Here is a 24626-nt window from a genome sequence, read left to right as displayed (position 1 = left end):
ACCTTTCAGCGGAGCAGATAGGGCATGTTGACCGTGACGGCTCCGGTGGGACAGCGGGCCGCGCACGGGCCGCAGTACCAGCACTCGTCGACGTGCATGTAGGCCTTGCCGCTGCTGTCGTCGATCGCGAGGGAGTCCAGCGGGCACATGTCCACACAGAGCGTGCAGCCGTCGATGCACTTCGACTGGTCGATGGTCACGGGCACGTCGGCCCGCTGGGGCGCCAAGGGCATGGCTGTCTCCGGAAAGGTCGAGCGGAGGAATGGGGGCGGTGTTCAGTGGGAGCGGTGCAGGAGGCCGCTCATCGTGATGCGGTCGCCGCGGAACCGGATGAACTCCAGGTCGACCGGGCGGCCGTCGGCGAGATGCGTGAGCCGTTCCAGCATGAGGACGGCCGTGCCGCGCGGGGCCTCGAGGACGGCGGCGGAGTGGGCGTCCGCGGTCACCGCCTCCAGAGTGATCTCGGCGTGCCCGAGGGGACGGCCGGTGATGCTCTCCAGGAGGCGGAAGACGTCGGTGTTCTCCAGGTCGGCGCCGAGCAGGGCGGTGCCGATGTCCAGCGGGACGTACGTGAGGTCGAGGGACAGCGGGAGCCCGCCCAGGCGGCGCAGGCGTTCGATGTAGAGGACGTCGGTGCCGGGCGGCACCTGGAGCCGTTCGGCGACCGGCGCCGGGGCGGGCGCGGGACCTGCGGTGCGGACCTCGTTGGTGACCCGGCCCTGTTCGTGGAGGGTTTCGGCGAGGCCCATCAGACGGTCGAGGCCGTGCTGGTACTTCCGTGCCACGACCACGGTGCCGACGCCCGGCTGGCGGTCGACCAGACCTTCGGCGCGCAGCAGGTCGAGGGCTTCGCGGACGGTGTTGCGCGAAGCTCCGTAGTCACCGGCGAGGATCGACTCGTGCGGCAAGGTGTCCGTGGGGAAACCGCCGGTCAGCAACTGGCGGCGGAGGAGATCGGCGAGCTGTCGGGCCCGGTCCGCGCGCAGCCGCCGCCGCGCACGGTGGGCGGCGACGGTGGTCGCGCCCTGGCCGGCGTGGTCACGGATGCGGTCGGTGGAAGGCACGGATGAAACCCTACCGATCCGATAGGGATGGCCGTGTTGCCGCGGTGTTGCGCCACTTGATGGGGCGTCAGATCACTGTCCGGGCTGGGGTTTTCCGGGGGAAGGGGGTTGGATGCGCCGGTGACGCGGTGGGCGGGCGGGTCGTCGGACGATGGGCGTAACGCCGGGACCCTGGGTGCTGGGTGCTGCTGCGCACCTGGCCTCAGGGGTTGGTCCAGGCCCCCGGGGTGTCGGTCAAGGCGCTGACGTCGGCGGGGAGTTGGGCGGAGGCCACGTCGGCGAGGGAGACTCCCTCCAGGATCTCGCGCACGTTGGACCGCAGCGCGATCCACAGCGGGAGCAACGACTGGGCGGGACCGGTGTAGGAGAGGTCCGGAGGGCGGACTCCGCGCACCGAGACCAGCGGTCCGTCCACGGTGCGGATGACGTCGGCGATGGTGATGGACGCGGCGGGCCTGGCCAGGCGGTAGCCGCCGTTGCCGCCGCGCTGGCTCAGGACGAGACCGCCCCGGCGCATGTCGTTCAGGATGCCCTCGAGGAACTTGTGCGGAATCTCCTGCGCGTCGGCGATCGCCTCGGCCTTCAAGGGTGCCTCGTCCCGGGACGCGGCGAGCTGCAGTGCGGCACGTACCGCGTAGTCCGCCCTGGCTGAAATCCGCATGCGCGCATTATCCCGTACGGCTCGGACCGGTATCCACGCCCTCCCGTCGCCGTCCCGCTCAGACGGGCAGTACGAACGGAGGGTGCGCCCCGTTGAGGAAGTAGTCCCCGACGTCGCGGAGCCGGTGCCCGACGGGCTCGTAGAGGGTGTGGGTCCGTGCGTTGCGCCAGAAGCGGTCGAAGCCGAGCCGGGAGGACGCGGAGCGGGCGCCGATGACGTCCAGGGCGCGGGTGGTGGACTCCTGCGCGGCCCTGGACGCGGCGGCCTCGGCCATGGCCACGAGGACGGAGATCTCCGCGTACTCCTCGTAGCTCAGGTCCTCGCCGCGGGCCAGTCCGCCCTGCACCGCCTGGACGGCCTGCTCGGTGAGCGCCGCGGCGGAGCGGGTGAGCACGGTGAGTTCTCCGTGCAGGGTCAGGATCCGCGGGTCCGAGGGCGAGCCGACCGGCCAGGCGGGATGCCAGAGCGACTGGCCCGCCCTGCTGTACTCGCGCACCTCGGTGAGCACTCCCTCCGCGATGCCGAGAAGGATCTGGACGGAGAGAAGACGGCCGACGGGCGAGGTGAAGGCGGTCCGGGGAGAGAGGACCTCCTCGTCCGCGGACAGCGAGCCCAGGACGCCGGCGGCGGCGACCGGTACAACGTCGAAGTCGACGCTGCCGCCGCCCGCGAGCCGCTGGCCGAAGACGTCCGCGTCCGCGTCGATCCGCACACCGGGATGGGCCGCGTCGACGACGACGGCGAAGGGCTCGCCGGTGTCGGACCGCTCGCCACGGACCGCGAGGCGGTCGGCGACCAGGACCCCGGTGGCGTAACTCTGCCGCCCCTCCAGGACGTAGCCGCCGGCCTTCCTGGTCAGCCGCAGCGGCGGTTCCTGGCGGGCGAGACCGCCGCCCCAGACGAGAGGCTTGCGCGCGGAGCGGCGCACGGCCTCGGTGGAGCGGGCGGAATCGGCGAGGGACAGCGCGCTCCAGGACAGGAAGTAGTGACAGCCCAGCAGTTGACCGATCGCGCCGTCGGCGCCGGAGATCTCCCGGACGACCGCGTACGCCGTCGTCCAGTCGGCGCCGCCCCCTCCGGCGTCGGCCGGCACCAGGAGCGTCAGCAGTCCCGCCTCCCGCAGCCGGGACACCTCGTCGAACGGGGCCTTGCCCGCCTGCTCCCTGGTGACCGCGTCCGTGGCCAGGTCCTCCGCCGTCTCGCGGGCCGCGCGCAGCCAGTGCGCGTGGTCCGGTCCGGCCGGGTTCGCTTCCTCCGGGTCGAGTCCCGTCGCATGCGGTCCGGTCGGCTCGGCTCCGGAGGGGGCTCCGGACGGCGCGGTGGCTACGCCCATGATGTCGGTTTCCTCAAGGTCGGCGGCAAGGTGCCGCGTTGGGGGTCTCGTGCCGGGCAGGGCGCATACGCGGGGCCGCACGCCGTACGGTGACGACCCGGCGCCGATGGGCCTCCCCCGCTCGGCGGGGCGGAGGCGGACGCGCCCGGTCGCCTCGGGACGGGGGATGGGGCGGCACGCGTACGACGTGGGTGCCGGGTGCCCTACGCGCTACAACAGACGGCGCTGGCGACGCGACCGAAGTCGACGTGCCGACGGCGAACCAGTCGCTGCTGTGTGGGGGGCATGTACATCATCCTGCGCACTCGCCGGACGTCCGGTCAATGCTTTCCTAGTAAATCGATAGGAAATGGCGAGAGGTGAGCGCGCGGACCGCGTGGCGACCCGACGCGTACCGGCCACGGCCCGAGGTCCGGCATGCGGGCCACAGTTGACGGGACGCCAGATGTCCTGCTCAATGAGGTGGATGAACGCCGATCAGCGCCTGGTCACCCGCGACCACATCGACTTCGGTCGGGTGTGGTCCGCCGCGTGTCGCGCCTGACCTGACGCCGGCCCGTCCGGGCTGCCCGTCACTCCTCGGGTGAGGTCGCCGGGAGCGGACTGCTTTCTCCGCGGCACCGCTGCTTCCCGTGTGGTGAACGGACGCCGAGCTCAAGCGTCTTCGGCTCGAGCGATCCCGTCCCGCGGGCCGTGGCCCCGAGCGATTTCGACACGGCCCGAACCGTGCTTTCCCACCCCTGCGCCCTGTCAGTGAGCGCGGTTGTGCGCCCGCGGCCGAAGCCGTGCCGGTGGTCGAAGTCGTCCGCGGCCGAAGCCGTGCCGGTGGTCGAAGCCTGCCCGGGGCCGACGGCCGCGCGGGTCACCCGGACAGCCGCCCCCACGCATCCCCGGATCACCCCGAGGGCCGGTCGGTCGTCCCACCAGTTCGTCCCCGCCCTCCCCGATCGACCCGAACCGGCCACCCCAAACCCGCACCCCAGAAAGGCCATTTCCCATGCCCGTCGAGTTCCTTGGCATCGCCGCCACCCATGACGGCTCCGAGACCACCCCGCGCTCCGGCGCCGCCTTCGACAAGGAGTACACACTCCGGCTCGCGCGGGCGCACGAGGACAACGGCTGGGACCGGGTGCTGTTCGCCTACGGTTCCGGATCGCCGGATCCCGCCCCGGCCGCCGCCTATATCGCCAGCCGGCTGGACCGCCTCCAGATCCTGCTCGCCCACCGTCCCAACGTGTCCTACCCGACCTTCGCCGCGAAGACCTTCGCCACCCTCGACCAGATCAGCGAGGGCCGGCTCACCGTCCACTTCATCACCGGGGGCAACGACCACGAGCAGGGCCGCGAGGGCGACACCCTGACCAAGGACGAACGCTATGCCCGCACACGCGAGTACATCCGGGTCGTCAAGAAGATCTGGACCACCCATGAGCCGTTCGACCACGAAGGGGAGCACTACCGCTTCCATGACTTCGTGAGCGACGTCTTCCCGGTCCAGCTCCCCCGCCCCGGCGTCTCGTTCGGCGGCTCCTCGCCCGCCGCGTACGCCGCCGGGGGCGCCGAGGCCGACATCTACTGCCTGTGGGGCGAACCGCTGGAGAAGACCGCCGAGCAGATCGAGTCGGTGAAGGCCGCCGCGCGGGCGGCGGGCCGGACCGACGTCCCCCGCATCCAGGCGGCGTTCCGGCCGATCATCGCCCCGACCGAGGAACTGGCCTGGGAGAAGGCCCACCGTACGGTCGGCGCGATCAGGGCCCGCAAGGAGAAGGGCGAGCTGCCCAACCGGCGGCGCGGCCTCGACGGCCGGCCCCAGAACTCCGGCTCGCAGCGGCTGATCGCCATCGCGGAGGCGGGGGAGCGGTACGACCGCGCCCTGTGGACCCCCACGGCCGCCGCGACCGGCGGCGCGGGCAACTCCAACGCGCTCGTCGGAACCCCGGAGACGGTCGCGCGGGCACTGCTGGACTACTACGACTTGGGTGTCGACATTCTCTCGGCCCGCGGCTACGACCTGCTGGACGACGCCATCGACTTCGGCCGGTACGTGATCCCGATCGTCCGCGAGGAGGTCGCCAAGCGCGACGCCGAGCGAGCGGCGCGCGAGACTCAGGAGCCCGCGGCGGTGCGTGCCTGATTGCCGACGTTCAACTGCTTCTTACTGCGGGTGAGTTGAAGGAGGACTCCGCGATTGCGCGCAGACGACACCGGCCGACCCGGTGGTCCGGAAGACGCCTCGGGGTCGGCCGGTGCCGTGGGGATTCGCGGACCCTTCTCCTCCGCCGGTTCCATGGTGCAGACTGCTGGCCGAGTCGCAGCCGGGGGTGGGAGGGCGTTCGTGGGGGAGGACCTGACGGTCAACCTCGTGGCCTCGCTGCTGGCGTTCACGGTGGGCTGGCTGGGCCGTGCGCTGGTGCACTACTACCGCACCCGCCTGCCGGCCGCCCGCGTGTGGCGGCTGGACCGCGACCGGCGCGTGGTGGTGATCGTCGGTGAGTCGGGCCGGGCGACGTCCGCGTATCCGAAGCTCCATGAGGCCGACGCCCTCGCCGCCATGAATCTGCGGCAGTTCCTGTCCCAGGACCTGCGTCTGCACGAGGCGCTCACGGTCAGGGCCCGGGCCTTCGTCATGGCCTCCGACGCCGAGGAGAACCTGGTGGTGATCGGCGGTCCGGCGCACAACGGGGTCTGGCAGCTGATGGCCGACCGGCTGGATGTTCCCTACGCCTTCGAGGAGCGCTCCGGCGACTACTGCATCGTGTCGGCGCAGGACGGCGCGGAGTACGGCGAGTCGGAGCCGGGCGCGACCACGATGGTCGACCACGCCATCGTCGTGCTGGCACGCAACCCGTTCGCCGCCGGGAGTCGCCTCGTCATGATCGCGGGCTGCGACACCCTGGCGACCGCGGGGGCGACCCAGATCTTCGCCCGCGCCGAGGTCCGCCGGCTGGCGAAGGCGTACGACACGAGGTCGCCGCTGGCATTCGTCGTACGGGTCGAGAGTGTCGGGGGATACGTGCGGCCGCCCGTGGTGGTGGCCGCCGCCACGTTCCGCCAGACCCGGCCGTCCGCACCGACCCCGCGGCCCGGCCCTGAGGGGCGAACGGATAGCACCCGGCTCTGAAGAACCGGTCGGACGAAGCGGTCGGACGGTTCCCTGGCGCTCAGGAGCGGCCGGCCGGAGGGTACGACCATCAGGCATTCGGACCGGTCAGGAGAGTTCGGCCTCGATCCCGTCGAGGAACCTCCGCTCCTCCTCCCGGACCCGGTTCCGCTCCCGGACCTCGGCGCAGAACACGGCCAACGCTTCGGTATCCGCGGCGAGTTCACTGCTCACGACCGTGCGGGTCCCGTCACCGACGTCGACGATCTTCTGGTCCATACGGCCACTGCCCAGGATGCCCAGGACGATCAACCACTCGTCGTGGACGGCCGGGGTCAGCTCGATGTCCAGGTGGACCCGGGCGGGCGGGTCGTCCGGACCGTTGGGCTCGGCCAGTGCCCCGATGAAGGTGAGGACGAGGGTGCGCAGGTCCGCGTACTCCTTGGGGTCCATGAGGTCCTCGAGCGTGTCGAGGTAGAGCCTGACGAGTTCGTGGGCCTCGGGTGCGGGCGGGTCGTCTGGGGACGCGTGATCGCTCAAAGGTCGGTGGCTTTCCTGTCGTACGGCCGGACGGGTGGCCGAGGTTACCCGTCGATCGGAGGCCACTGCGTGAGTGCGTAACCGGCGTACGCGCTCCCGGCGGTGCAAGGTCCTGCCCAGGGCGCCCGCCAGATCTGCGTTCCGTCCGGTGCGAGCACGCCGTAGACACAGGAGTGTGCGGAGCCGATGGCGAAGACCTGGATGCCGTTCCTGGCGGCGATGGACCGGGGTGTGTCGGAAGGCAGGTCGGCTTCGCGCAGCAGGGCGTCGACGGTTCCGGCGGCGGAGGAGGAACCGGGCAGTGCCGACGGGCCGCGTCGCGTGATCCTCGTCGCGAGGTCCACCGTGTCGTCCTGTGGCCGCGGACCGCGGGCAGGCTGGGGGAGACCCTTCGGGCAGTCCACGATGCGGTGCGTGATCGTGTACACGTAGCCCTGCCAGGCGTACCGGTAGCAGACCAGGACCTCGGTCACGTCCTGTGCGTCGAAGGAGAACTTCGGTGTGGCGGAGCCCGGTACGGAGAGAACGACGTCGAAGTCCCGGCGCCCGTCGTCCGTGCGGGCCTGCACGGAGACCAACGTACCGCCGAAGCGGTCCGCGACCCGGTCCAGGACGTTCTCGCTGCCGCGGCTGAAACCCCCCAGCGGTGAGCTGAAGTTGGCGTGCAGCGCATCCTCCAGCGACTGTGCCCGGCGCCCGGCGTCGGACCGTGCCCGGCCGGTGTTCTCGGGATCGTGGAGGGGGCTGACCCAATAGAGCCCGAAGACCAGGATCGCCACCACCGCGATGCACCCCACACCGCGTCCGCGCGTGCGCCCCATTCCATTTCTCGTCACCGGGTCAGTCTGGTGTCGGCGACGGTCGCCGTCCTGAGTAGGAGTACTCAGGGCAGCCGCGTGACCGGCGAACCGGTCTCGGGTGAACGCGTTCTCATCGTCGGCCGGTTCGCCGTGTGGTGGCTCAACCGCGCAGTCCTGCCTCCCACTTGCGTCGGATCAGGACGTAGTCGCTGAAGAGGTGTCGGCTCCGGTCGAGCAACTCGCCGACCTCCTCGACGTTTTGACCCCACAGGTCCGGCGACGGGTGCCAGCGTTGTACGGACTGCCCGGCCCAGGTACGGAGCTTCACCTCCTGGTCCTCCAGCAGCGCGACCGCGGCCCGGAGCGCCGCGATGCCTCCACTCGCGTCGAGCAGCCGGAACGCGCCGAGCCGCACATGCCGCGCGTGCCCGGGGCCGGTGCGCTCCGCGAGCCAGTCGGAGGGCAGGTCCGCCGCCCCGGGCAGCAGGGTGGTCACCGCCTCACGGACGACGTGGGCGGAGGGATCATCGAGGAGCGGCCGGATCTGTCGTGGGTCCACGCAGTCCAGGGTCCGCAGTCCGGCCACCGCCGACGCCCGTACCCGGGCGTCCGGGTGGGTGAGCAGCGGCCGGAGCAGCTCGGCGTCCGCTCGGTCGCCGCATTCGGCCAGCCCGATGACCGCACCCGGCGGCGGTCCCGGTGTTGCTCCCGGTGTTGCTCCCGGTGTTGATCCCGGGGTGTCCGCCGTCGCGCACCGCCGTCGGTACCAGTCCGCCGGATCCACGCCGTGCTGCCGTACGACATACCGGGCGCACGCGCGGACCAGCCCGGAACCGTCGGTGAGGTACGGCTCCGCCCGCCCCGGCCGACCCGCCCGCCGCAGCCCGGTCACGCCCGCCGAGCGGGTGCGCGGGTTGCGCGCGGACAGCAGGGCCGAGAGCACTTCCTCGTTCACGTCCTTCTCGTACGCGTCCTTCTCGTCGCCCAGGGCCGACAGGGCCGCCGTGGCGCACACGTCCTGGACGACGGAGTCCGGGTCCCCGACGGCGGCCCGGGCCAGTTCGGCGGGACCGAGCAGGCCGCCGTCGACGGCCAGCCGGTACGCGAACCGCCGTACGTTCCGGTCCGGGTCGGCGAACAGAAGGGCCACGTGTTCCCGGGAAGCCCCGCGCAGCACCCGGCCGAGGAGCTCGGTGCCGAAGGCGCCCCGCTCCCTTCGGCCGACCCGCAGGAGCAGCGGCGCGACGCGCACCGCGGAGTCCGCGTCCAGCGTCTCGCGCAGCACCTGCCGGGCGGCCTCGCGCACCGGGCCCGCCCAGTCGGCGCTTCGGACGACGACGAGCGGCAGCAGCCGGGGATACCGGACCGCGCGGCTCACCGCCCCCTGGCGGGTCCAGCCATTGCGGTGGCACAGGGCGAGGGCGAGCCGGGACTCGTCGAAGCCGTCCAGGTCGGCGGGCAGCGGAAGCGAGGGGTGGCCATCGGGCTTGGCTGCCCCCCGATACCAGGCCACTTCCCGCACCGCCGCGTCCAGCGCGAGCCAGTCGCCGGGGTCGGTGACATCGAGCGTGGTCTCGAGCGGTGCTCCGCCCGCGAGCCGCGTAGCCGCCGTCATGCCGCCGTCGATGTCCCTGATCACTGCTGTTCCTCCGGAAGTCGGTCGAGTGATCGTAGGACTCCCGGTCGGTGTGGGTCGCACGAAATACGGCCGCCGGCGGGACGGCGGTGAGGCGCCGGTGTGTCATGTCGGGCCGGCAGCGCGCCCCGGCGTCTCCTCAGACCGCCCCGTGCGGCAGCACCGGCAGGGCCGCCAGGCGACGGTGCAGATAGCCGCCGCCCCAGGACAACTCGTCAAGCGGCACCGCCGGCTCCAGGTGGTGCCAGCGGGCGAGTACGGCCGTCAGGGCGACCGTGAGCTCCAGGCGGGCCAGTGCCGAGCCGGGGCAGTAGTGCGGGCCGAGGCCGAAGGACAGGTGGCGGGCGGCCGTCCTGCGGTCCGGGTCCAGCGTGCCCGGGTCGGCGTGGCAGCGCGGGTCGTGGTTGGCCGCCGCCACGGACAGCAGCACACCACTGCCCGCCGGAATCACCGTGTCCCCGAACCGGACGTCCTCCAGCGCCACCCTCTTCGTGCTGAAGGGCCCCGGGGTGTCCCAGCGCAGCAGTTCGTCCACCGCGCGCGGAATCCGTCCCGGCTCGTCGCGCAGGGCGTCTTGGACGTCACGGTGGCCGAGGAGCGCCACCACGCTCATGCCGATCGCCTGCACCGTGCTGTCGAAGCCGGCCAGCAGCAGCATCGCCAGGAGCGAGGCGACCTCGTCCTCCGACGCGCCCCCCTGCTCGTGCCACGCGGCGAGGACGCGGGAGACCAGGTCGTCCCCCGGAGCCACCTCCCGGCGGGCCATCTCGGTACGGACGAACGCGTCGATGCGGGCCACGCTCGCCTCGACCGCCCGGGCGGAGCAGCCCGTCTTGTCCGCCAGGAGCGCCACCGGCGCATACAGGGCCGCCCGCTCCTCCTCCCGTACGTCGAAAACTTCGCACAGCGACCGGAAGGCGAACGGGCGCGCGAAAGCGTCCATCAACTCGACCGGACCCCGTCCGCGGGCCGCGTCGGCGGCGTCGAGGAGTTCGGCGGCGGCCCGTTCGATCCGTTCGCGCTGGGTCGCCATGCGTGCCGGGGTGAGCGCCGGTGTCGCGAGACGGCGGATCCGTGTGTGGTCCGGCGGGTCGTAGTTGACCAGCGTCACGTCCAGGGCGCGGCGGCGAACGTCGGGGTCCGGCACGCGGCCCCCGCTCAGCGAGAGCCGGGGGTCCATGAACCCGGCGCGGACGTCCTCGGCGCGGGTGACCAGCCAGGCCGGCCGTCCGGCGGGCGTCCTGATCCGGGCCACGGGGCACGTCTCCCGGATGCCGGCCAGCGTCTCCTCCGGCCGGGCGAGGAAACCGGCGCCGAGGGGCTCCGGCAGGCGTTGCCTTCCTGCCGGTGCTGCCGGTGCTGCCGGTCTTGCCGGTCCTGCCGATCCGGCCCGTGCCGTCGTCGTTCCGGCTGATGCGGGAGGGGCGGCCGTGACGGCGGGCTCGGTGTCCATACGGAGGCGTCCTCTCGCGGTCGCGGAGCGTGCGGCCGCCACCGTAGGAACGGGTGGTTGCCCGGCGGTTCGGGGCCGGTGCGATTCCGGTATGCGCCGCCCTCGCCGGACCTGCGTCGGGGTGCCGAGGCGTTGACACGTCGGCGAGGGTCGCCCCGAGGTCGTCGAGGCGCAGAGATGCCGGGGGTGCCGCCCTGGCCGGCGACAGCCATGGCGCTGAACCGCACCCCCCACGGGGCGACCCAGGGCGCCCGCTCACCCCCGACGCCCGCGACCGTACCCCACCACCGCCGCGAGCAGCCCCCGACCAGCGGATTCACCACCGTCCAACCGCCGTCGAACCGCTCCCGAACCCCGGCCTCCTAGCTTCCTGCCGGTCGGTGCACCGCTGCCGTCCGTCGTCCCGAACGCCCGTCGTATGGAGGACCATCATGGCCGAGAACGTCGAGCCCAACGAGGAGACCACCGAGACCCCCGCGGAGGAGACTCCCGAGGTCGTCGCGCACTCCGCGTCCAACGTGGCCTGGTGCGGTGTGCACCAGGAGACCGCCGCCGACGAGCCCGAGGTGGTCGCCCACGCCGCGTCGAACGTGGCCTGGTGCGGCGTGCACCAGGAGTCGGCCGTGGACGAGCCCGAGGTCGTCGCGCACTCCGAGGAGGGCGAGGACACCCCGTGGTGCGGTGTCCACCAGGAGCACAACGCCTGATCGGCACATCACCGCTGCGGTCCTCCGGTCACGGTGGCGTCCCGACGCCACCGTGACCGGGCCGCGCCCGCCACCCCGACTCCCGCCCCAGCTCCGGAGGTTGCCGTGCCCGGTACCCAGTCCGTCGCCGTCCCCGCCGCCGGGGCCCGTCTGATCCAGGCCGACAGGGGGTGGTGGTTCCTCGGCGCCGGCGGATACGCGCTGATGCGGCCCGGCCAGGTGCAGACCGACGGCACCCTGCGCCCCTCGGCCGAGCGCTATCTCCGCGAAGCGGGCCTGTACGACATCAAGCCGTACACCTCGTACTCGCTCACCGTTCTGACCAGCACCGACTGCAACCTCGGCTGCGGGTACTGCTTCCAGAACACCGCGCAGGACCCCAAGGGCGGCAGCAGGCCGCCGCGCATCCGGCACGCCCGTCTGACCCCCGAAGGGGTCGGCCAGGTACTGGACTTCACCCGCGATCGCATGGCCGCGGCCGGCATGGACAAACTGTCGCTGCTCCTGTTCGGCGGCGAGCCGCTGCTCAACCCGCGCGGCTGCCGCGACCTGCTCACCCGGGCCGGTGAACTCGGGGACCTCACCGCGTCCATGACCTCCAACGGCACCCTGCTCACCCCGCTGATCGCCAAGGAGCTCAACGCGGCGGGCCTCGGGTCCGTCCAGGTGACCTTCGACGGCGACCGGGCCGACCACGACGCCATTCGCGTACGGCGCTCCGGCGGCGGCACCTTCGACGTCATCGTCTCCAACATCGCCCGCGCCATCGAGAAGACCTCCCTGCGCTGGATGCTGCGGGTCAACGTCTCGCACCTCAACCGGAACGGCGTGGACGAGCTCGTCGAACGGCTCGGCACCCAGCTGGACTCCGCGCGCTGCGGCATCCACTTCGCCCGCGTCGGCGACGTCGGCGTGGGCTACGCGAACAACCTGATGCACGAGGACGGCCTCGTCGAGGACTTCGTCCGCTGGCACGCCCGCGCCCTGGAACTCGGCTTCACCGTGGCCCGGCCGCGCGCCCATGTGCCCTGCCAGGCCTGTTCGTTCACCGACGGCCGCTTCGGCGCGGTCGTCAACGCCGATGGTGTGCTCGCCAGTTGCTGGGAGACCGCGGGCAAGCCCGGCATGGAGGTCGGCACCATCACCGACGGCTACCTCGACGCCGAGCAGACAGAGGGCCGTTGGCTCAGCTGCCACGACCACTACCAGTACGACGAGGAGGCGGCCGTCCGCGCCGTCTTCCAGGACCGCGTCGACGCGGGTGTCCTTGACTGCCTCAACGCCGTCGGACGGCTGGGATGAAAGGCGCCGGCATCCTGCGGACCAACGCCGACTTCCGCCGCTACTGGATCAGTTCGTCGCTGTCCACCCTCGGTTCGCAGCTGTCCCTGCTCGCCTTCCCGCTGCTCGTCCTGTCGATCGGCGGCAGCGCCGCCCAGGCCGGTACGGTCGCCACCTGTTCGCTCGTGACCCGCACCGTGCTGCGCCTGCCCGCCGGCCATCTCGCGGATCGGCTCGACCGGCGCATGATCATGGTCGGGACCGATCTCGTACGGCTCGTGGCCCTCGCCAGCATCCCGCTGGTGTCGGCCCTGGGCGAGCTCGGGCAGCTGCACCTGCTCGGCGTCGCCGTGGTCGAGGGCGCGGCCACCGCCCTGTTCGCCCCCGCGGCCACCATCGCCGTGCGCGACGTCGTACCGGAGAAGGACCTCACCGACGCGCTGAGCCGCAGCCAGGCCGCCATGGCGACGAGTTCGCTCATCGGACCGTTCCTCGGTGGCTGGCTGTACACGCTCGACCCGATCCTGCCGTTCGCCGCCGACGCCCTCTCCTACGGGGTGTCGGCCGTGCTCCTGATGCGGATCGCCACCCGGCCCGCACGGCAGGCCGCCGCGGCCGAGCGCGACAACCGGCTCACGGCCGGGCTGCGGTGGCTGACGCACCAACGGGCGCTGCTGGCCGCGCTCCTGTTCGCCGCCGGCATCAACGTCGTCTCGGCGGCGGCCCAGACGACCATGGTCGTCTCCCTGCGGCAGAGCGGCATCGGAGGGACCGCGATCGGAGCGGTGATGGCCTGCGCGGGCATCGGCGCGATGCTGGGCGCCGCCGTGGCACCGCGGCTGATCAAGAGGATTCCCGCCGCCCGCCTGTTCCTGCTCATCGGTACCGTCTGGGCCCTCGGACTCGCCGTCTTCTCCGCCACCACGCATCCCTGGACGATCGGTCCCGTCCTGGTCGTGGTCGTCTTCTTCAGCCCGCCGGCGGGCATCGTCGTCGGCCGCGCCATGCTGGTGCTCGCCCCCCGGGACCTGCTCGGCCGGGTCAGCACCGCCACCGGACTGGTGATGGCCGGTCTCGCCTCCCTCGGACCGCTGCTCGCGGGCTCCTTCGTGGACTCCCTGGGTGCGGGCCGCACCTGGCTGGCCCTCGCGGGGACCGCGGCGGTGGTCACGGTGGTGTCCTCGGTGCCGCTGCTGCGCGAGACCAGCCTCGACGCAGTGACCGACGACGCGAAGGAGACCGGTCCCGCGGTTCCTTCCCCCGGCGGGCCGGAAGCGCACGAGCCGGCGGACAGCGACGCGCGTTCCGCGTCCCCGGCCCCCGCGGGCGGTGCCGACCGGGAGGACCTGGAGCACGACCGCATGGCGGTCCAGGCCCACATCGAGCGGCCCCCGGGGGAGGACTCCGGATCGGAGGAACCCTTCCCGGCGCCTCCGCTACGAGGCCCGGGCGCCGGCGAGGCCTGAGCACCCGCCCCGCACGCGAACCGACGTGACCCTTCCTTCCAGGAGCGCCGCGATGACCCAGTCCCCACCCCGCGACGCAGGGCCGTCGCCCGCCTCGTACGCCTACCCGCCCGCCCCGCGCAGCGGACCGGTGGAGGTCGTCCACGGACTGCGGGTGGCCGACCCCTACCGCTGGCTCGAGGACTCGCGGGACCCCGCCACCATCGCGTGGTGCGAAGCCCAGGACCGGCTCTACACCGAGGAGGAGTCCCGGTGGCCGGACCGGGACCGACTCCTCGCGCGGATGACCGCCCTGCTCGCCGGGGGCGGCGCCCGCCCTCCGGTGGCGCGCGGCGGCCGGGAGTTCCACGTACGCCGGGAACCCGGCCGTGAACTCGCCGCGCTGGCCGTCCGCGAGGGGGACAGGACCCGGACCCTGCTCGACCCGCTGGACGCCGACCCGTCCGGCACCACGGTCCTCGACGCCTGGGAGCCGTCGTGGGAGGGCGACCTCGTGGCCGTCCAGCTGTCCTCGGGCGGCACGGAGCACTCGGTGCTGCGGGTGCTCGACACGGCGACGGGCGAGACGGTCGACGGGCCCGTGGACCGGGTCCGCCGTTCCCCCGTGGCCTGGCTGCCGGGCGGCCGGGGCTTCTACTACGTGCGCCGGCTGCCGCCCGGGCCCGGCGACGGCGGACTCCCGCCCCGCCGTGTCCGGCTGCACCGGGTCGGCACGCCGGCCGACCAGGACGTGGAGATCTTCGGCGCCGGGCGGTCGGCGACCCAGTACTACACCGTGGCCACCGCCCCCGACGGCCGGATCCTGGTCGTCGGCGCCAGCGAGGGCACCTCACCGCGCACCGACCTGTGGACCGCCGACCTGACCCGGACCGGCCCCGAACGACCCGACCTGCGCCCCCTTCGGCACGACGCCGTCGGCCGCACCGCCGTCCGCCTCAGACCGGGCGCCGGACCGCTCCTGCTGCGCACCACCGACGGCGCCCCGCGCGGCCGGATCGCCGCCGCCCCGTACGACGCCTCGGACCCCGGCGGCTGGCACACCCTGGTCCCCGAACAACCCAGCACCGTGCTCCAGGACTTCGCGGTCCTGGACGGGCCGCGACTGGACCGGCCGCTGCTCGCCGTCGTACGAACCCGGCACGCGGTGGGCGAGTTGACCCTGCACGACGCCCGGACCGGCGCCCGCACCGGAACCGTACCCCTGCCCGGACAGGGCACGATCACGGCTCTGACAGCACGTCAGGAGGCGGGACACGAGCTGTGGTTCGGGTACGGCGACCATGTCACCCCCACCACCGTCCTGCACTTCGACGCCGTCACCGGACACCTGCGCCCCTGGCCCGGCGGCGTCCCCGGCGTGGCCCCCGTCGCGGGCGTGACGGTCACCCTGGAGGTCGTCCGTTCCCGTGACGGCGCCGAGGTCCGCATGTTCGTGCTGTCGCCCGCGGGCCGTCCCGACCGGCCCCGCCCCGCCGTCCTCACCGGCTACGGCGGCTTCGGCGCCTCCATGACCCCCGGTTTCACCCCGCAGGCCCTGCCCTGGGTGCGGGCGGGCGGGGTGTACGCGGTGGCCTGCGTGCGCGGCGGGGGCGAGGAGGGCGAGGAGTGGCACCGCGCCGGACGCCGCGAGAACAAGCTCAACACCTTCGACGACTTCGACGCGGCGGCGGACCACCTGCTCCATGAAGGATGGGCCGCACCCGGCCGGCTCGGCGTGCTCGGCAGCTCCAACGGGGGCCTGCTCGCGGGGGCCGCCCTGACCCGTCGCCCGGAGACCTACGCGGCCGTCGTCTGTGCCGCACCCCTGCTCGACATGGCCCGCTACGAGCGATCGGGCATGGGCGCGAGCTGGTGCGACGAGTACGGAACCGCGGCCGACCCCGACCAGTTCGCCCGCCTTCTGTCGTACTCGCCCTACCACCAGGTCCGCGAAGGCGCGCGCTATCCCGCCGTGCTGCTGGCCGTCTTCGACGGCGACACCCGCGTCGATCCCGCTCACGCGCGCAAGATGTGCGCGGCCCTGCAATGGGCCGGCACCGGCGACGCGCCCGTCGTGCTGCGCACCGAACGCGGCGTCGGACACGCCGCCCGAGCCTCCTCGCGCAGTGCCCGCCTCTACGCGGACGTCATGGCCTTCTTCGCCCACCACCTGGGGCTTCACCTGCCGGAGGACCCGCTGCCATGAAGGTGCTCCTGTGCCCGCTCGACGACCCCGGCTACCTGTACCCCGCCCTGGCCGTCGGCCGTGAACTGCGCCGCCGCGCCCACTCGGTGCACGTCCTCGCCGGCCCGGGCGCGGCGGCGACGGCGGCCACGGCGGACCTGGAGGTGTCCGCCGTCCCCGACGCCACGACCCTCTCGGTCACCCACTGGACGGTGCGCGGGCCCGAGCAGTACACGACGGTGGCGCGCGCGGTCCGGCGGCTGCGGCCCGACGTGCTGGTCACCTCCGTGCTCCACCACGGCGCGCTCGTGGCCGCCGAGGCCGCGGGCCTGCCGGTCGTGGTGCTCGGCCTGACGGCGCACCTGTGGCCCTACCGCGACGGGGGCGCCGGACCGGCGGACGCACACGACCGCACCTGGCGCCTGACGGAGACCCTGAAGCACTACGAGGCGGTACGAGATGCGGCCGGCCTCGCGCCCCGGCGCGACCGCTTCCCCGACACACCCCTGTTGGGCACCACCTTCCTTCTGCGCGGCCACCCACTGCTGGAGCCGACCCACGCCGAACTCCCTTCGGCCGTACGGCATGTGGGCCCCTGCTGGTGGGAGCCCGAGCCCGCGGAGGCCGAGGAGGTCGAGATGCCGCTGGACGCGAAGGCCCTGGCGTACGTCCACCTCGGCCGGACCTTCGGGGGCACTTCCCTGTGGCCGCGACTCAACGCGGCCTTCACGTCCGGCAGTTACCGGGCCGTCGTGGAACTCGGACGATCGGGCGCCCCGGAAGCGGCCCCGGACGCCGACCTGATCGTCGGCCGCCGCCCCTGGATGGGCCCCCTCGTCCGGCGGGCGGACCTCGTCCTGACCAACGCGACCTCCGCCCCTGTACTCGGCGCGCTCCTGCACGGCAAGCCACTGCTCGTCGCCCCCAACGGCTCCGAGCAGCAGGTGCTCGCCGCCGCCTGCCTGCGCGCCGGCGTCGCCGCCAGGCTTCCGGAGCCCGGCGCGTCCGCCGCGGAGCTGCGCGCGGCGGTCGAGCGCACGGCTCACGATCCCCTGCTGCGTTCGCGGGCCGAGGAGATCGGCGGATTGTTCGCCGAGGGCAAGAGCGAGGCCCGCGCGGCGGACGCGGTGGAATCTGCGGCACGCTGAACTCGGGGCTCGGGGCTCGGGGCTCGGGGCTCGGGGCTCGGGGCTCGGCCCGCGCCCGGTGTTGTCCAAGGGCGGTACCACACGCGGAGGTGAACAGCGGGCGGGCCGCCGCGCGCTGTCCCCCCGGCACGAGGGGAACTCCGGCCATCGTTCCCGGCGACCGGCGACCGGCGACCGGCGATTGGCGACGCGCGACCCAGACCGCCGGCCGCCCTTCCCCGCGCCCGGCAACGGCCACTGACCGCCCGATCACAGGAAAGAGCGCCGCCCCGCCGCCCTCACCCCTCGTTCGCCCCCTGGGCCGGCACCCCCTCCAGCAGGACGTCCCGCAGCGCGGCCACCAGTTCCAGGCCCCGTGCGCGGACCGCCGACGGCGGCTCCTCCTGGCGTCGGTCGGTGATGACGGCCAGGGCTGCCGCGGCCTGACGGGCGAAGAGCGCGAGGAGGTCGAGTTCGGAGAGGCTTGACCTGGACTGCTGGGCAGGGTCGAGGACCTCGAGGACACCGAGGACCCGGTCGCGGTGGGCGAGCGGCGCCGCCATCAGCGCGTCCGGCACGTACCCGGTCGCCTTCGCGACGTCCTTTGCGAACATCCCCTGTTCCCGCAGATCGTCCGCGATCATGGGCTCGCCCGAGACCAGCACCCAGCCCGCCAGCCCCCGGCCGGCCGGGAATCGCGAGCCCACCAGGGACTCCTCTCCCTCACCCGCCACGGCCTGGAAGACCAGTTCGTCGGTGTCCCGGTCGTGCAGCAGTACGGAGCTGGCGGCGGCGCCGAAAATGGCCCGCGCGGTGTCGACGACGGATTGCAGCAGATCGTGCTCCGCGCTGCCGGCGCGTGTCGCGGTGCCCGCGCCGGTGGCGGGGACGAGGCCGGGGGACTGGGTCATGCTTCACCTCGGGTTCCTGGTTCGCCGATGCGCACGTTCGCGGCGGAGAGGTACAGCGCGTGCTTGATCTGGAACGGCGTCAGCTTCGGGTGGGTGCCGAGCAGGCGTGCGCACATCCCGCTGATGAACGGGGTGGCGAAGCTGTTGCCCGTCGTACGGATGGTCTTGCCGCCCGTCCAGGCCACCTGGACGTTCTGGCCGGGTGCGAAGAACTCCACGGGTGGTGCGGGGTTGTAGAGGAAGAGTCCGGAGTCGTCCTCGCGGTGCGTGCCGACCGAGATGACGGACGAGAACCGCCAGGGGAAGCTCTCCACCGGCGTGTTGTGGGCGGACGCCACCAGCGTGGTTCCGGTGAAGAACGCCTGGTCGGCCAGGGCCCGCAGGGTCTCGAGGAACTTCGGGCGGGTCGTGGACAGACTGAGGTTGACCACGTCGAAGCCCTGGTCGACGGCCCACCGCAGCCCGGTGAGCAGGGCCTCGCCACTGCCGGTGAAGCCCTCGCCCAGCACCCGCACGCTGTACAGCTCGCAGTCCGGCGCGACTCTGCGGACGATGCCGGCGCACGCGGTACCGTGCCCGCAGGCGTCACCCGCGCCGTCGGGCAGCGGCCCGCTGTCGACGACGCCGAGGGTTCCGTCGGGGCCGGGCGCCACCTCGTACGATCCCTGGACCGAGCCGACCGAGGGGTGGCCGCACTCCACGCCGGTGTCGACCACGCACACGCGCACCCCGCCGCCGCCCGACCACGCCGAGGGGTCGGCGGGCAGGTCCGGCACCGTGTCGGCGAGCATCGCGAGGTCTTCGGGGGAGCGGTCACGCAGGCTCCAGGTGAGCCCTCCCGCCGTTCCTGTGGTCATCGGCTCCTGCCTTCCCGTGCGTCCGGGCGCTTGCCGTCCCGGGCGGTGGCCGTCGTCTCCTCGGCGAACGCGGACGCGCGGTCCGCGCCCGGCCTGTGCCCCTTGGCGGCGAAGTGCTCCCGAGCCGTACGGGCCTCGCGCGCGGCCTCCGCGGTCTCGCCGAGCGCGTGCAGTGCCCGGGCCCGGTCGAGGGCCGCGGTGCCCCGCACGAGCGGGGAGTCCGTCTCGTCCGCCGCGGCGACGGCCCGGCGCGCGCAGTCACGCGCGGGTTCTGCCGCGCCCACGAGGGCCAGTGCACGAGCCCGCAGGCCGTAGGCGTCGGCGGACTCGGCCGGGGCCAGGTCGGCTCGCGCGGGGTCCGGCAGTGCCAGGGCCTCCGCGGGCTCCCCACGGTCCAGCAGGACCCGGGCCCGCTCCCGGGCGATGCCGGGCAGGGCGCCCGTGGCGCCGAGTTCACGGCCGGCGCGGGCCGCCTCCTCCAGCAGGGCGAGCCCCTGGGAGGGGGTCCCGCCCAGTGCCTCGACCTCGGCGGCGAACAGCGGGACGAACAGGGCGCTCTCCGCGTAGCCGAGGCCGCGGGCCAGGCGCGCCGCCTCGTCCAGCCGCTCGCGCGCCTCGGCGTGGCGGCCCTGGAGCGCCAGGAGCACCGCCAGCGGACAGCCAAGCGTGGCCCGGACGGTCGGCCGGCCCGCGCCGTGAACCGTCAGCAGTTCCTCGCAGCGGGCCACGCCCCGGGCGACCGGGGTGGGGCCGCGCCACAGGGAGATGCCGACCGCGCCGAGGGCGAGGGCCCGTTCGGGTTCGGCGTCGGTGCGGTCGGCGTGCTCCAGGGCCCGGTGGAGCAGTTCCTCGGCCTCGGCGTGCCGTCCGCGGCGCTGACGGTCCTGGGCGATGCGGACGCAGGCGCGGGCGATGCCCTGGTCGTCGCCCGCCCGGGTGAACAGCGGGAGCGCGGCTTCGGCCACCTCGGCCGGGGACCCGTGCCGCGGGTCGAGGGCGGTCAGCGCGAGCCGGGCGTGGGCGGCGGCCGGCGGATCACCGGCCCGCTCCGCCGCGTCGAGCGCCTCCGTGAGCAGTTCCCGGCCGCGCTCCGGCTCGCCGCGGGCCACCTTCGTCTCGCCGAGCCGGCGCGCCACCTCGCCGGCGGCGGGCTCACCGGGAGCGGTCAGAGCGAGGGCCTGGGTGAGCAGGTCGTCGGCCCAGGGCAGGTCGGAGCGGGCCAGGGCGGCCGTACCGGCCCGGGTGAGCAGGGCGGCGGCCCGGGTCCGCAGCGCGTCGGTGTCGCCGTCGTGGACCCCCAGTTCCGCGAGCAGCCGGTGGGCGCGGGCCAGATGGGAGCCGACGGCCGCGTCACCGGCGTCGTGGCGGACCAGCACCTCGGCGGCGTGCTCGTGCCGCCGGGCCCGTACCTTCTTGGCCATCCCCCGGTACGCGGTCTCCTGCACCAGACCGCTGCCGAACCGGAGGAGCGGACCGGTGGAGCGGGCGCGGCCGCCGGCCTCGATGAGCCGACGGCGTACGAGACCGCGCAGCAGACCGCCGGGTGACTCCGCGGGGTCCTCGGCACCGGCCAGTTCGGTCAGGTCGGCGCGCCGGAACTCCCGCCCCAGGACGGCGGCCACCTGGAGCAGGGTCCGTTCCTCGGGCGGCAGCGCGTCGATCCGGGCGCCGAGCAGGGCGTGCACGGTCAGCGGCAGATCGTCGCCCTCGGCGGCCATTGCCGTCAGATGTTCCAGGTACAGCGGATTGCCCTCGGCGCGGTCGAGTACGCCGTCCAGCACGTCGTGGCGGTGGGCGGTCACCTCGACCAGTTCCCCGGCCAGAGCGGCGGCCTCCTCACGGGTGAGCGGGGTGAGCAGCAGGGACGCGGACCGCATCCGTCCGCTGCCCCAGCCGGGGCGGGTCTCCAGCAGCTCGGGCCGCGCGAGACACACGAGGGCCACGGGGCAGCGGTCGAGTTCGTCGAGCAGCCGGTCGGCCAGGTCGAGCAGCGGTCCGGACGCCCAATGGCAGTCGTCGAGGACGAGCACGACGGGCCGCTCGCGGGAGAGCGCGTCCAGCAGACAGGCCAGCGCCAGCAGGGTGTCGTCGGCCGACGGACTGGGCGTGCCGTCCGCGAGGAGGCCGCTCCGCAGCAGCCGCAGGGCCGCTTCCGCCTCCGTCCGCTCGACGGCGGGCAGTGCGGCGAGGGCCGCGTCCGCGCCGACCGAGCCGAGCACCTGGCGCACGGCCTCGGCGAGCGGCGACAGGGAGCCGGTCTCGCCGTACGGGCGGCACCGGCCCGCTCCGTACGCCGGGCAGTCCCGCAGCCACTCGCGCAGCAGCCGGGTCTTGCCGAGGCCCGCCTCGCCGTACACGGTCACCAGATGCGCGCGTGGATCGGTCTCCAACTTGCGCAGCAGGAGGCCGAGTTCGGCCATCTCCTGGGTGCGCCCGACGAAGGGCGTGTCGAACCGGCGTACCCGCTCCGGGTCGTCCTGGTGCAGCGCGAGCAGGCGGTGGGCCGGGACCGGGACACCGACCCCCTTGAGGGTCAGCGCGCCCGCTGCCTCGGTGACCGCCGAGGGGCCGGCCGCGTCCAGCGTGGCGGGGCCGATCAGGATCTCCCCGGAGCCCGCGTGCTGTTCGAGCCGCGCGCCGATGTTGACGACCTCGCCGGACACCAGCGCCTGCCGGGCCGCGGGATCGACGCTGACCACCACCTCGCCGGTGTTCACGCCGATGCGCACGGCGAGCCGCACTCCGTGCGCCTGCTCCAGCTCGGCGTTGAGTCCGTCCAGGCCGGCGACCATGCCGCGCGCGGCGGCCAGCGCCCGGTGGACGTCGTCCTCGTGCCGCACGGGCACGCCGAACACCGCCATCACCGCGTCGCCGATGAACTTCTCCACCGTGCCGCCGTGCTCCTCGATCCGCGCCCGCATCAGCGCGAAGTAGCGGAGGGTGACCGTGCGCAGGGTCTCCGGGTCGAGCCGTCCCGACAACGCCGTCGATCCGACGAGGTCGCAGAAGAGCACGGTCACCACCCGGCGTTCCTCGGCCGCGGCGGTGTCGCCCGCGGGGACGCAGGCGGTGCCGCACCGGGGGCAGAACGCCGCGCCCTCCGGCGGGGGTTCGGGACACTGGGGGCACTTCACGCTCGCGCCACCGGTCGTCGCGCCGGTCATCAGAACAGCGCTCCGCCGGCGATCTCGCTGTGCGCCTGCACCTCCGGCTCGGCCGCGTCCAGCCGCTCCTTCAGGCCCAGCAGCAGGGTCAGTTCCTGGGCGCTGAGGTCCTGGAGCACCTCCCGCTGCTCGGGCGAGAGGCTGTGCAGCGGGAACCCGGCGTCCTCCAGCGCGCGGAGGCGGTCGCGGTCGGGTGCGGGGTCAGTCATCGGGGCTCTCCCATTCGGTTGGTGCCGCGGTGATGCGGTCGAACAGCTCGGCGAGGGAGGCGACCGTGTGCAGCGCGCTGACGGCGACCAGGGAACGCTGTGCGGCGTCCAGCGGCAGGCGGTCGAGCAGCAGGTCCAGGTCCGCGCTGTGCCCGTCGTCGAGGTCCAGGTGCAGGCGTACGGTCTCGAAGGCTTCGTCCGGAAGGCCGGTCAGCCGGGCCAGCCGGCCGGCCAGGCCAGGCGCGGGGGCGTTGCCCTCCAGGACCGCGATGTAGCCCAGCAGGGCCACCGGATGGCTGTGCTCGACCCAGTAGTACTGGGCTCCCACCAGGGCGGCCAGATGGGGCGGGGGCACGCCGTCGGTCAGCTCGGCCGGCGCGGTCCCCGTGGCCGCCGCGTCGGCGAGCAGCCAGTCGTCGTGGCCCCGCTCCTCCTCGGCGTGGGCCCGCAGATACCGCGCGAGCGGCTCCGCCACGGGGTCGCTCGGCAGCGCCTCGCAGCGCCCCGCGGCCCGCTCCATCAGCGGAACGGAGGCGCGGATCACCTGGTGCATGGCGCGCAGGTACTGCCGGTACCGGTCGGGAAGCCGGGCGTCGGACCGCCACATGCGCGCGGTCGCGGCGTGCAGGACCGGCTGCACCAGCGCCAGTTGGCCCCGCAGACTCGCCACGGCGGACGGACTCACGCGGACGCCTCCTGACGACTGGAGCCACTGGAGCCACTGGAGCCGGGGGCGCTGGAGCTACTGGAGACGGTGGAGCGCCGGGAGCTGCGGTGACTGCTGGAGCCGACGGCGCCACCAGGGTCGGACGCGCCACCGGGGCCGGAGGCATTGCCGGGACCGGAGGCTCGGCCAGGGCTGCCGGGCCGATCGGAGCGGCCCGAGTCCCCGAAGTCGTCCGCACCGCCCGAGTCCGAGATGCTGTCCGAGTCCCCGGAGCCGTCCGCACCGCCCGAGCCCCCGTGGCCGCCGGGACCGGCTGCACCCCCGGCACCGTCAGAGTTCCCGGCACCGCCACCGCCCCCGCCGAGCAGCACCAGCGGTGCGTACCGCTCGCTGCCGTACCGGCGCAGCAACGCGGCGGCCCCCGCTTCGTGCTGGAGGCGGGCGCCGAGCATGTCCACCGCGGCGGCCGCGGGGCGTGCGCCGGCGCGTTCGGCCGTGGCCAGGTCCGCGGGCCGGTCGGCCAGGGCGCGGCAGTCCGCGCACGAGCCGACCCCGGCGGTACGGATGGTGCGCAGCACGGGCGACTGCCGGCAGCGGCGGTGTATCGCGGCCCAGTCGTCCTCGGCGATGTGGCCCAGGCGCAGGTGCCGGGGCACGGGACGGGCGTCCACCACACGCTGGTTGCAGCAGGCGGCGACGGTGCCGTCGAAGGCCACCGTCGGCCAGGCCGCCATCGCGCACGGAGTCGGCGGCGGCTGCACACCGCCTTCCTCCCCGGCACCAGGCAGGGTGACCGTCCGGGCGGTGGCCCACGCGGCCGCCCGGCCCACCGGCCGGATGTGGTTGACCAGGACGGCCGCCTGATCACGGAAGGTGCTGCGGATGGACGTGGTGACGTCCGCGAGATAGGCGTCGTCCGCGGCGGTTCCGGTGACGTGGAAACTCACGTCGATTCCGCGGTCCATGATGCGGTGCATCGCACGGAAGACCGCCGAGCGGGGAACCTCGCGTTCGTGGAAGACGTCCATGCTCGCCGAGAAGTGATCGACGTGCCGCAGCGCGTCCATGATGCGGGCGGGCACCCGGCCGTCGCCGGCGAAGAACATGCCGCTCAGCACCGTCGTCCGTGTTCCGGCCGCCGAGGCGAGGGCGGCCAGGTCCGCCACGAGCCTCGGCCGCAGCATCGGTTCGCCCCCGGTGAGCATGAGGACCTCCGGCCGGTCCGCGGGGGCGAAGCCGCCGACGAAGCGGCGCAGCGCGTCGCCGGGGGTGTCCTCGCCGCGCGGCCCCGACGAGGTGGAGCAGTGGGCGCAGCTCAGCGGGCAGCGCCTGGTGAGGGTGGCGAGGAGCCCGGCCGCCGGCACCGGACGCAGCGCGATGATCTCCGCCAGCCGCATCTCGTCACCTCCGTAGGCCACCACGACGTGCGGGCCCAGCCTGCGCGGCACCGGTTCGGTCGCGGTTGGCGGGCGGTTCGAGGCCGGTA

The 24626-nt window shown here is 73.8% G+C and carries 21 protein-coding genes; 7 read left to right on the top strand and 14 right to left on the bottom strand.

Features of this window, described 5'->3' with window-relative positions:
- Positions 1-5 precede the first annotated feature (5 nt).
- From IO36_RS26930 to IO36_RS26915, 4 genes are all read right to left on the bottom strand, one after another.
- Positions 6-233, bottom strand: coding sequence for a 4Fe-4S dicluster domain-containing protein (locus IO36_RS26930; RefSeq protein ID WP_037623574.1), 228 nt, complete (start codon positions 231-233; stop codon positions 6-8).
- Between the two features lie 42 nt (positions 234-275).
- Positions 276-1064 (bottom strand): GntR family transcriptional regulator, encoded by a 789-nt coding sequence (locus IO36_RS26925; protein WP_037623573.1) that lies wholly within the window; start codon positions 1062-1064, stop codon positions 276-278.
- A gap of 202 nt (positions 1065-1266) precedes the next feature.
- Positions 1267-1725 (bottom strand): RrF2 family transcriptional regulator, encoded by a 459-nt coding sequence (locus tag IO36_RS26920; RefSeq protein WP_037623572.1) that lies wholly within the window; start codon positions 1723-1725, stop codon positions 1267-1269.
- Between the two features lie 58 nt (positions 1726-1783).
- Positions 1784-3058, bottom strand: a complete 1275-nt coding sequence (locus tag IO36_RS26915) for an acyl-CoA dehydrogenase family protein (RefSeq protein ID WP_037623571.1) — start codon at positions 3056-3058, stop codon at positions 1784-1786.
- A 997-nt stretch (positions 3059-4055) separates the two neighbouring features.
- Between IO36_RS26915 and IO36_RS26905 the strand changes: the two genes are divergently transcribed.
- Together IO36_RS26905 and IO36_RS26900 are read left to right on the top strand one after the other, a co-directional pair.
- Positions 4056-5192: an LLM class flavin-dependent oxidoreductase gene (locus tag IO36_RS26905; RefSeq protein WP_037623569.1), complete on the top strand. Its 1137-nt coding sequence runs from the start codon at positions 4056-4058 to the stop codon at positions 5190-5192.
- 201 nt (positions 5193-5393) lie between these two features.
- The gene (locus IO36_RS26900) at positions 5394-6179 is read left to right on the top strand and encodes a hypothetical protein (RefSeq protein ID WP_037623568.1); all 786 of its coding nucleotides are present in this window, start codon (positions 5394-5396) and stop codon (positions 6177-6179) included.
- Between the two features lie 87 nt (positions 6180-6266).
- On the opposite strand, the gene IO36_RS26895 is transcribed toward IO36_RS26900, so the two are convergent.
- The 4 genes from IO36_RS26895 to IO36_RS26880 all read right to left on the bottom strand — a co-directional run bounded on the left by IO36_RS26895 (position 6267) and on the right by IO36_RS26880 (position 10389).
- Positions 6267-6698 carry a hypothetical protein gene (locus IO36_RS26895; protein WP_037623567.1) on the bottom strand — a complete coding sequence of 144 codons (432 nt, stop codon included), beginning with the start codon at positions 6696-6698 and terminating at the stop codon, positions 6267-6269.
- Positions 6699-6742: 44 nt separating this feature from the next.
- Positions 6743-7534 carry a hypothetical protein gene (locus tag IO36_RS26890; protein ID WP_158997525.1) on the bottom strand — a complete coding sequence of 264 codons (792 nt, stop codon included), beginning with the start codon at positions 7532-7534 and terminating at the stop codon, positions 6743-6745.
- Between the two features lie 124 nt (positions 7535-7658).
- Complete coding sequence (locus tag IO36_RS26885; RefSeq protein ID WP_245173499.1) at positions 7659-9137, bottom strand: hypothetical protein; 1479 nt, start codon at positions 9135-9137, stop codon at positions 7659-7661.
- Positions 9138-9273: 136 nt separating this feature from the next.
- Entirely contained in the window at positions 9274-10389 is a 1116-nt protein-coding gene (locus IO36_RS26880; protein WP_051900975.1) for a cytochrome P450, read from the bottom strand.
- A gap of 629 nt (positions 10390-11018) precedes the next feature.
- On the opposite strand from IO36_RS26880, the gene IO36_RS26875 reads away from it, so the two are divergent.
- The 5 genes from IO36_RS26875 (at position 11019) to IO36_RS26855 (ending at position 17353) form a co-directional block, all read left to right on the top strand.
- Complete coding sequence (locus IO36_RS26875) at positions 11019-11294, top strand: hypothetical protein (protein WP_037623565.1); 276 nt, start codon at positions 11019-11021, stop codon at positions 11292-11294.
- A gap of 105 nt (positions 11295-11399) precedes the next feature.
- Positions 11400-12596 (top strand): radical SAM protein, encoded by a 1197-nt coding sequence (locus IO36_RS26870; protein ID WP_037623563.1) that lies wholly within the window; start codon positions 11400-11402, stop codon positions 12594-12596.
- Complete coding sequence (locus tag IO36_RS26865; RefSeq protein ID WP_037623561.1) at positions 12593-14041, top strand: MFS transporter; 1449 nt, start codon at positions 12593-12595, stop codon at positions 14039-14041. The genes IO36_RS26870 and IO36_RS26865 overlap by 4 nt, the downstream gene beginning before the upstream one ends.
- 52 nt (positions 14042-14093) lie before the next feature.
- Entirely contained in the window at positions 14094-16226 is a 2133-nt protein-coding gene (locus tag IO36_RS26860) for a prolyl oligopeptidase family serine peptidase (RefSeq protein WP_037623560.1), read from the top strand.
- On the top strand, positions 16223-17353 hold the full coding sequence (locus tag IO36_RS26855) for a glycosyltransferase (RefSeq protein WP_037623690.1): 1131 nt from the start codon (positions 16223-16225) through the stop codon (positions 17351-17353). Before IO36_RS26860 ends, IO36_RS26855 begins: the two co-directional genes overlap by 4 nt.
- Before the next feature lie 278 nt (positions 17354-17631).
- Here the strand turns inward: IO36_RS26855 and IO36_RS26850 are convergent, their stop codons facing one another.
- Genes IO36_RS26850 through IO36_RS26825 form a run of 6 tightly spaced genes read right to left on the bottom strand, consistent with a single transcriptional unit; the run spans position 17632 to position 24588 of the window.
- Entirely contained in the window at positions 17632-18243 is a 612-nt protein-coding gene (locus IO36_RS26850; RefSeq protein ID WP_037623559.1) for a GAF domain-containing protein, read from the bottom strand.
- Positions 18240-19100: a S8 family peptidase gene (locus IO36_RS26845; RefSeq protein WP_037623558.1), complete on the bottom strand. Its 861-nt coding sequence runs from the start codon at positions 19098-19100 to the stop codon at positions 18240-18242. Before IO36_RS26845 ends, IO36_RS26850 begins: the two co-directional genes overlap by 4 nt.
- Entirely contained in the window at positions 19097-22234 is a 3138-nt protein-coding gene (locus tag IO36_RS49015) for an AAA family ATPase (RefSeq protein ID WP_037623689.1), read from the bottom strand. The genes IO36_RS26845 and IO36_RS49015 overlap by 4 nt, the downstream gene beginning before the upstream one ends.
- Positions 22235-22263: 29 nt before the next feature.
- Positions 22264-22473, bottom strand: a complete 210-nt coding sequence (locus IO36_RS26835) for an aroma-sacti cluster domain-containing protein (protein WP_037623557.1) — start codon at positions 22471-22473, stop codon at positions 22264-22266.
- Entirely contained in the window at positions 22466-23158 is a 693-nt protein-coding gene (locus IO36_RS26830; protein WP_051900974.1) for an iron-containing redox enzyme family protein, read from the bottom strand. The genes IO36_RS26835 and IO36_RS26830 overlap by 8 nt, the downstream gene beginning before the upstream one ends.
- Complete coding sequence (locus tag IO36_RS26825) at positions 23155-24588, bottom strand: radical SAM/SPASM domain-containing protein (RefSeq protein ID WP_245173498.1); 1434 nt, start codon at positions 24586-24588, stop codon at positions 23155-23157. The genes IO36_RS26830 and IO36_RS26825 overlap by 4 nt, the downstream gene beginning before the upstream one ends.
- Positions 24589-24626 lie beyond the last annotated feature (38 nt).

It is taken from the genome of Streptomyces aureus (assembly GCF_000725495.1).
GTDB classification, from domain to species: Bacteria; Actinomycetota; Actinomycetes; order Streptomycetales; family Streptomycetaceae; genus Streptomyces; species Streptomyces aureus_B.
The sequence above is the reverse complement of the archived record's forward strand: the minus strand, read 5'-3'. Positions and strand labels throughout refer to the sequence as shown.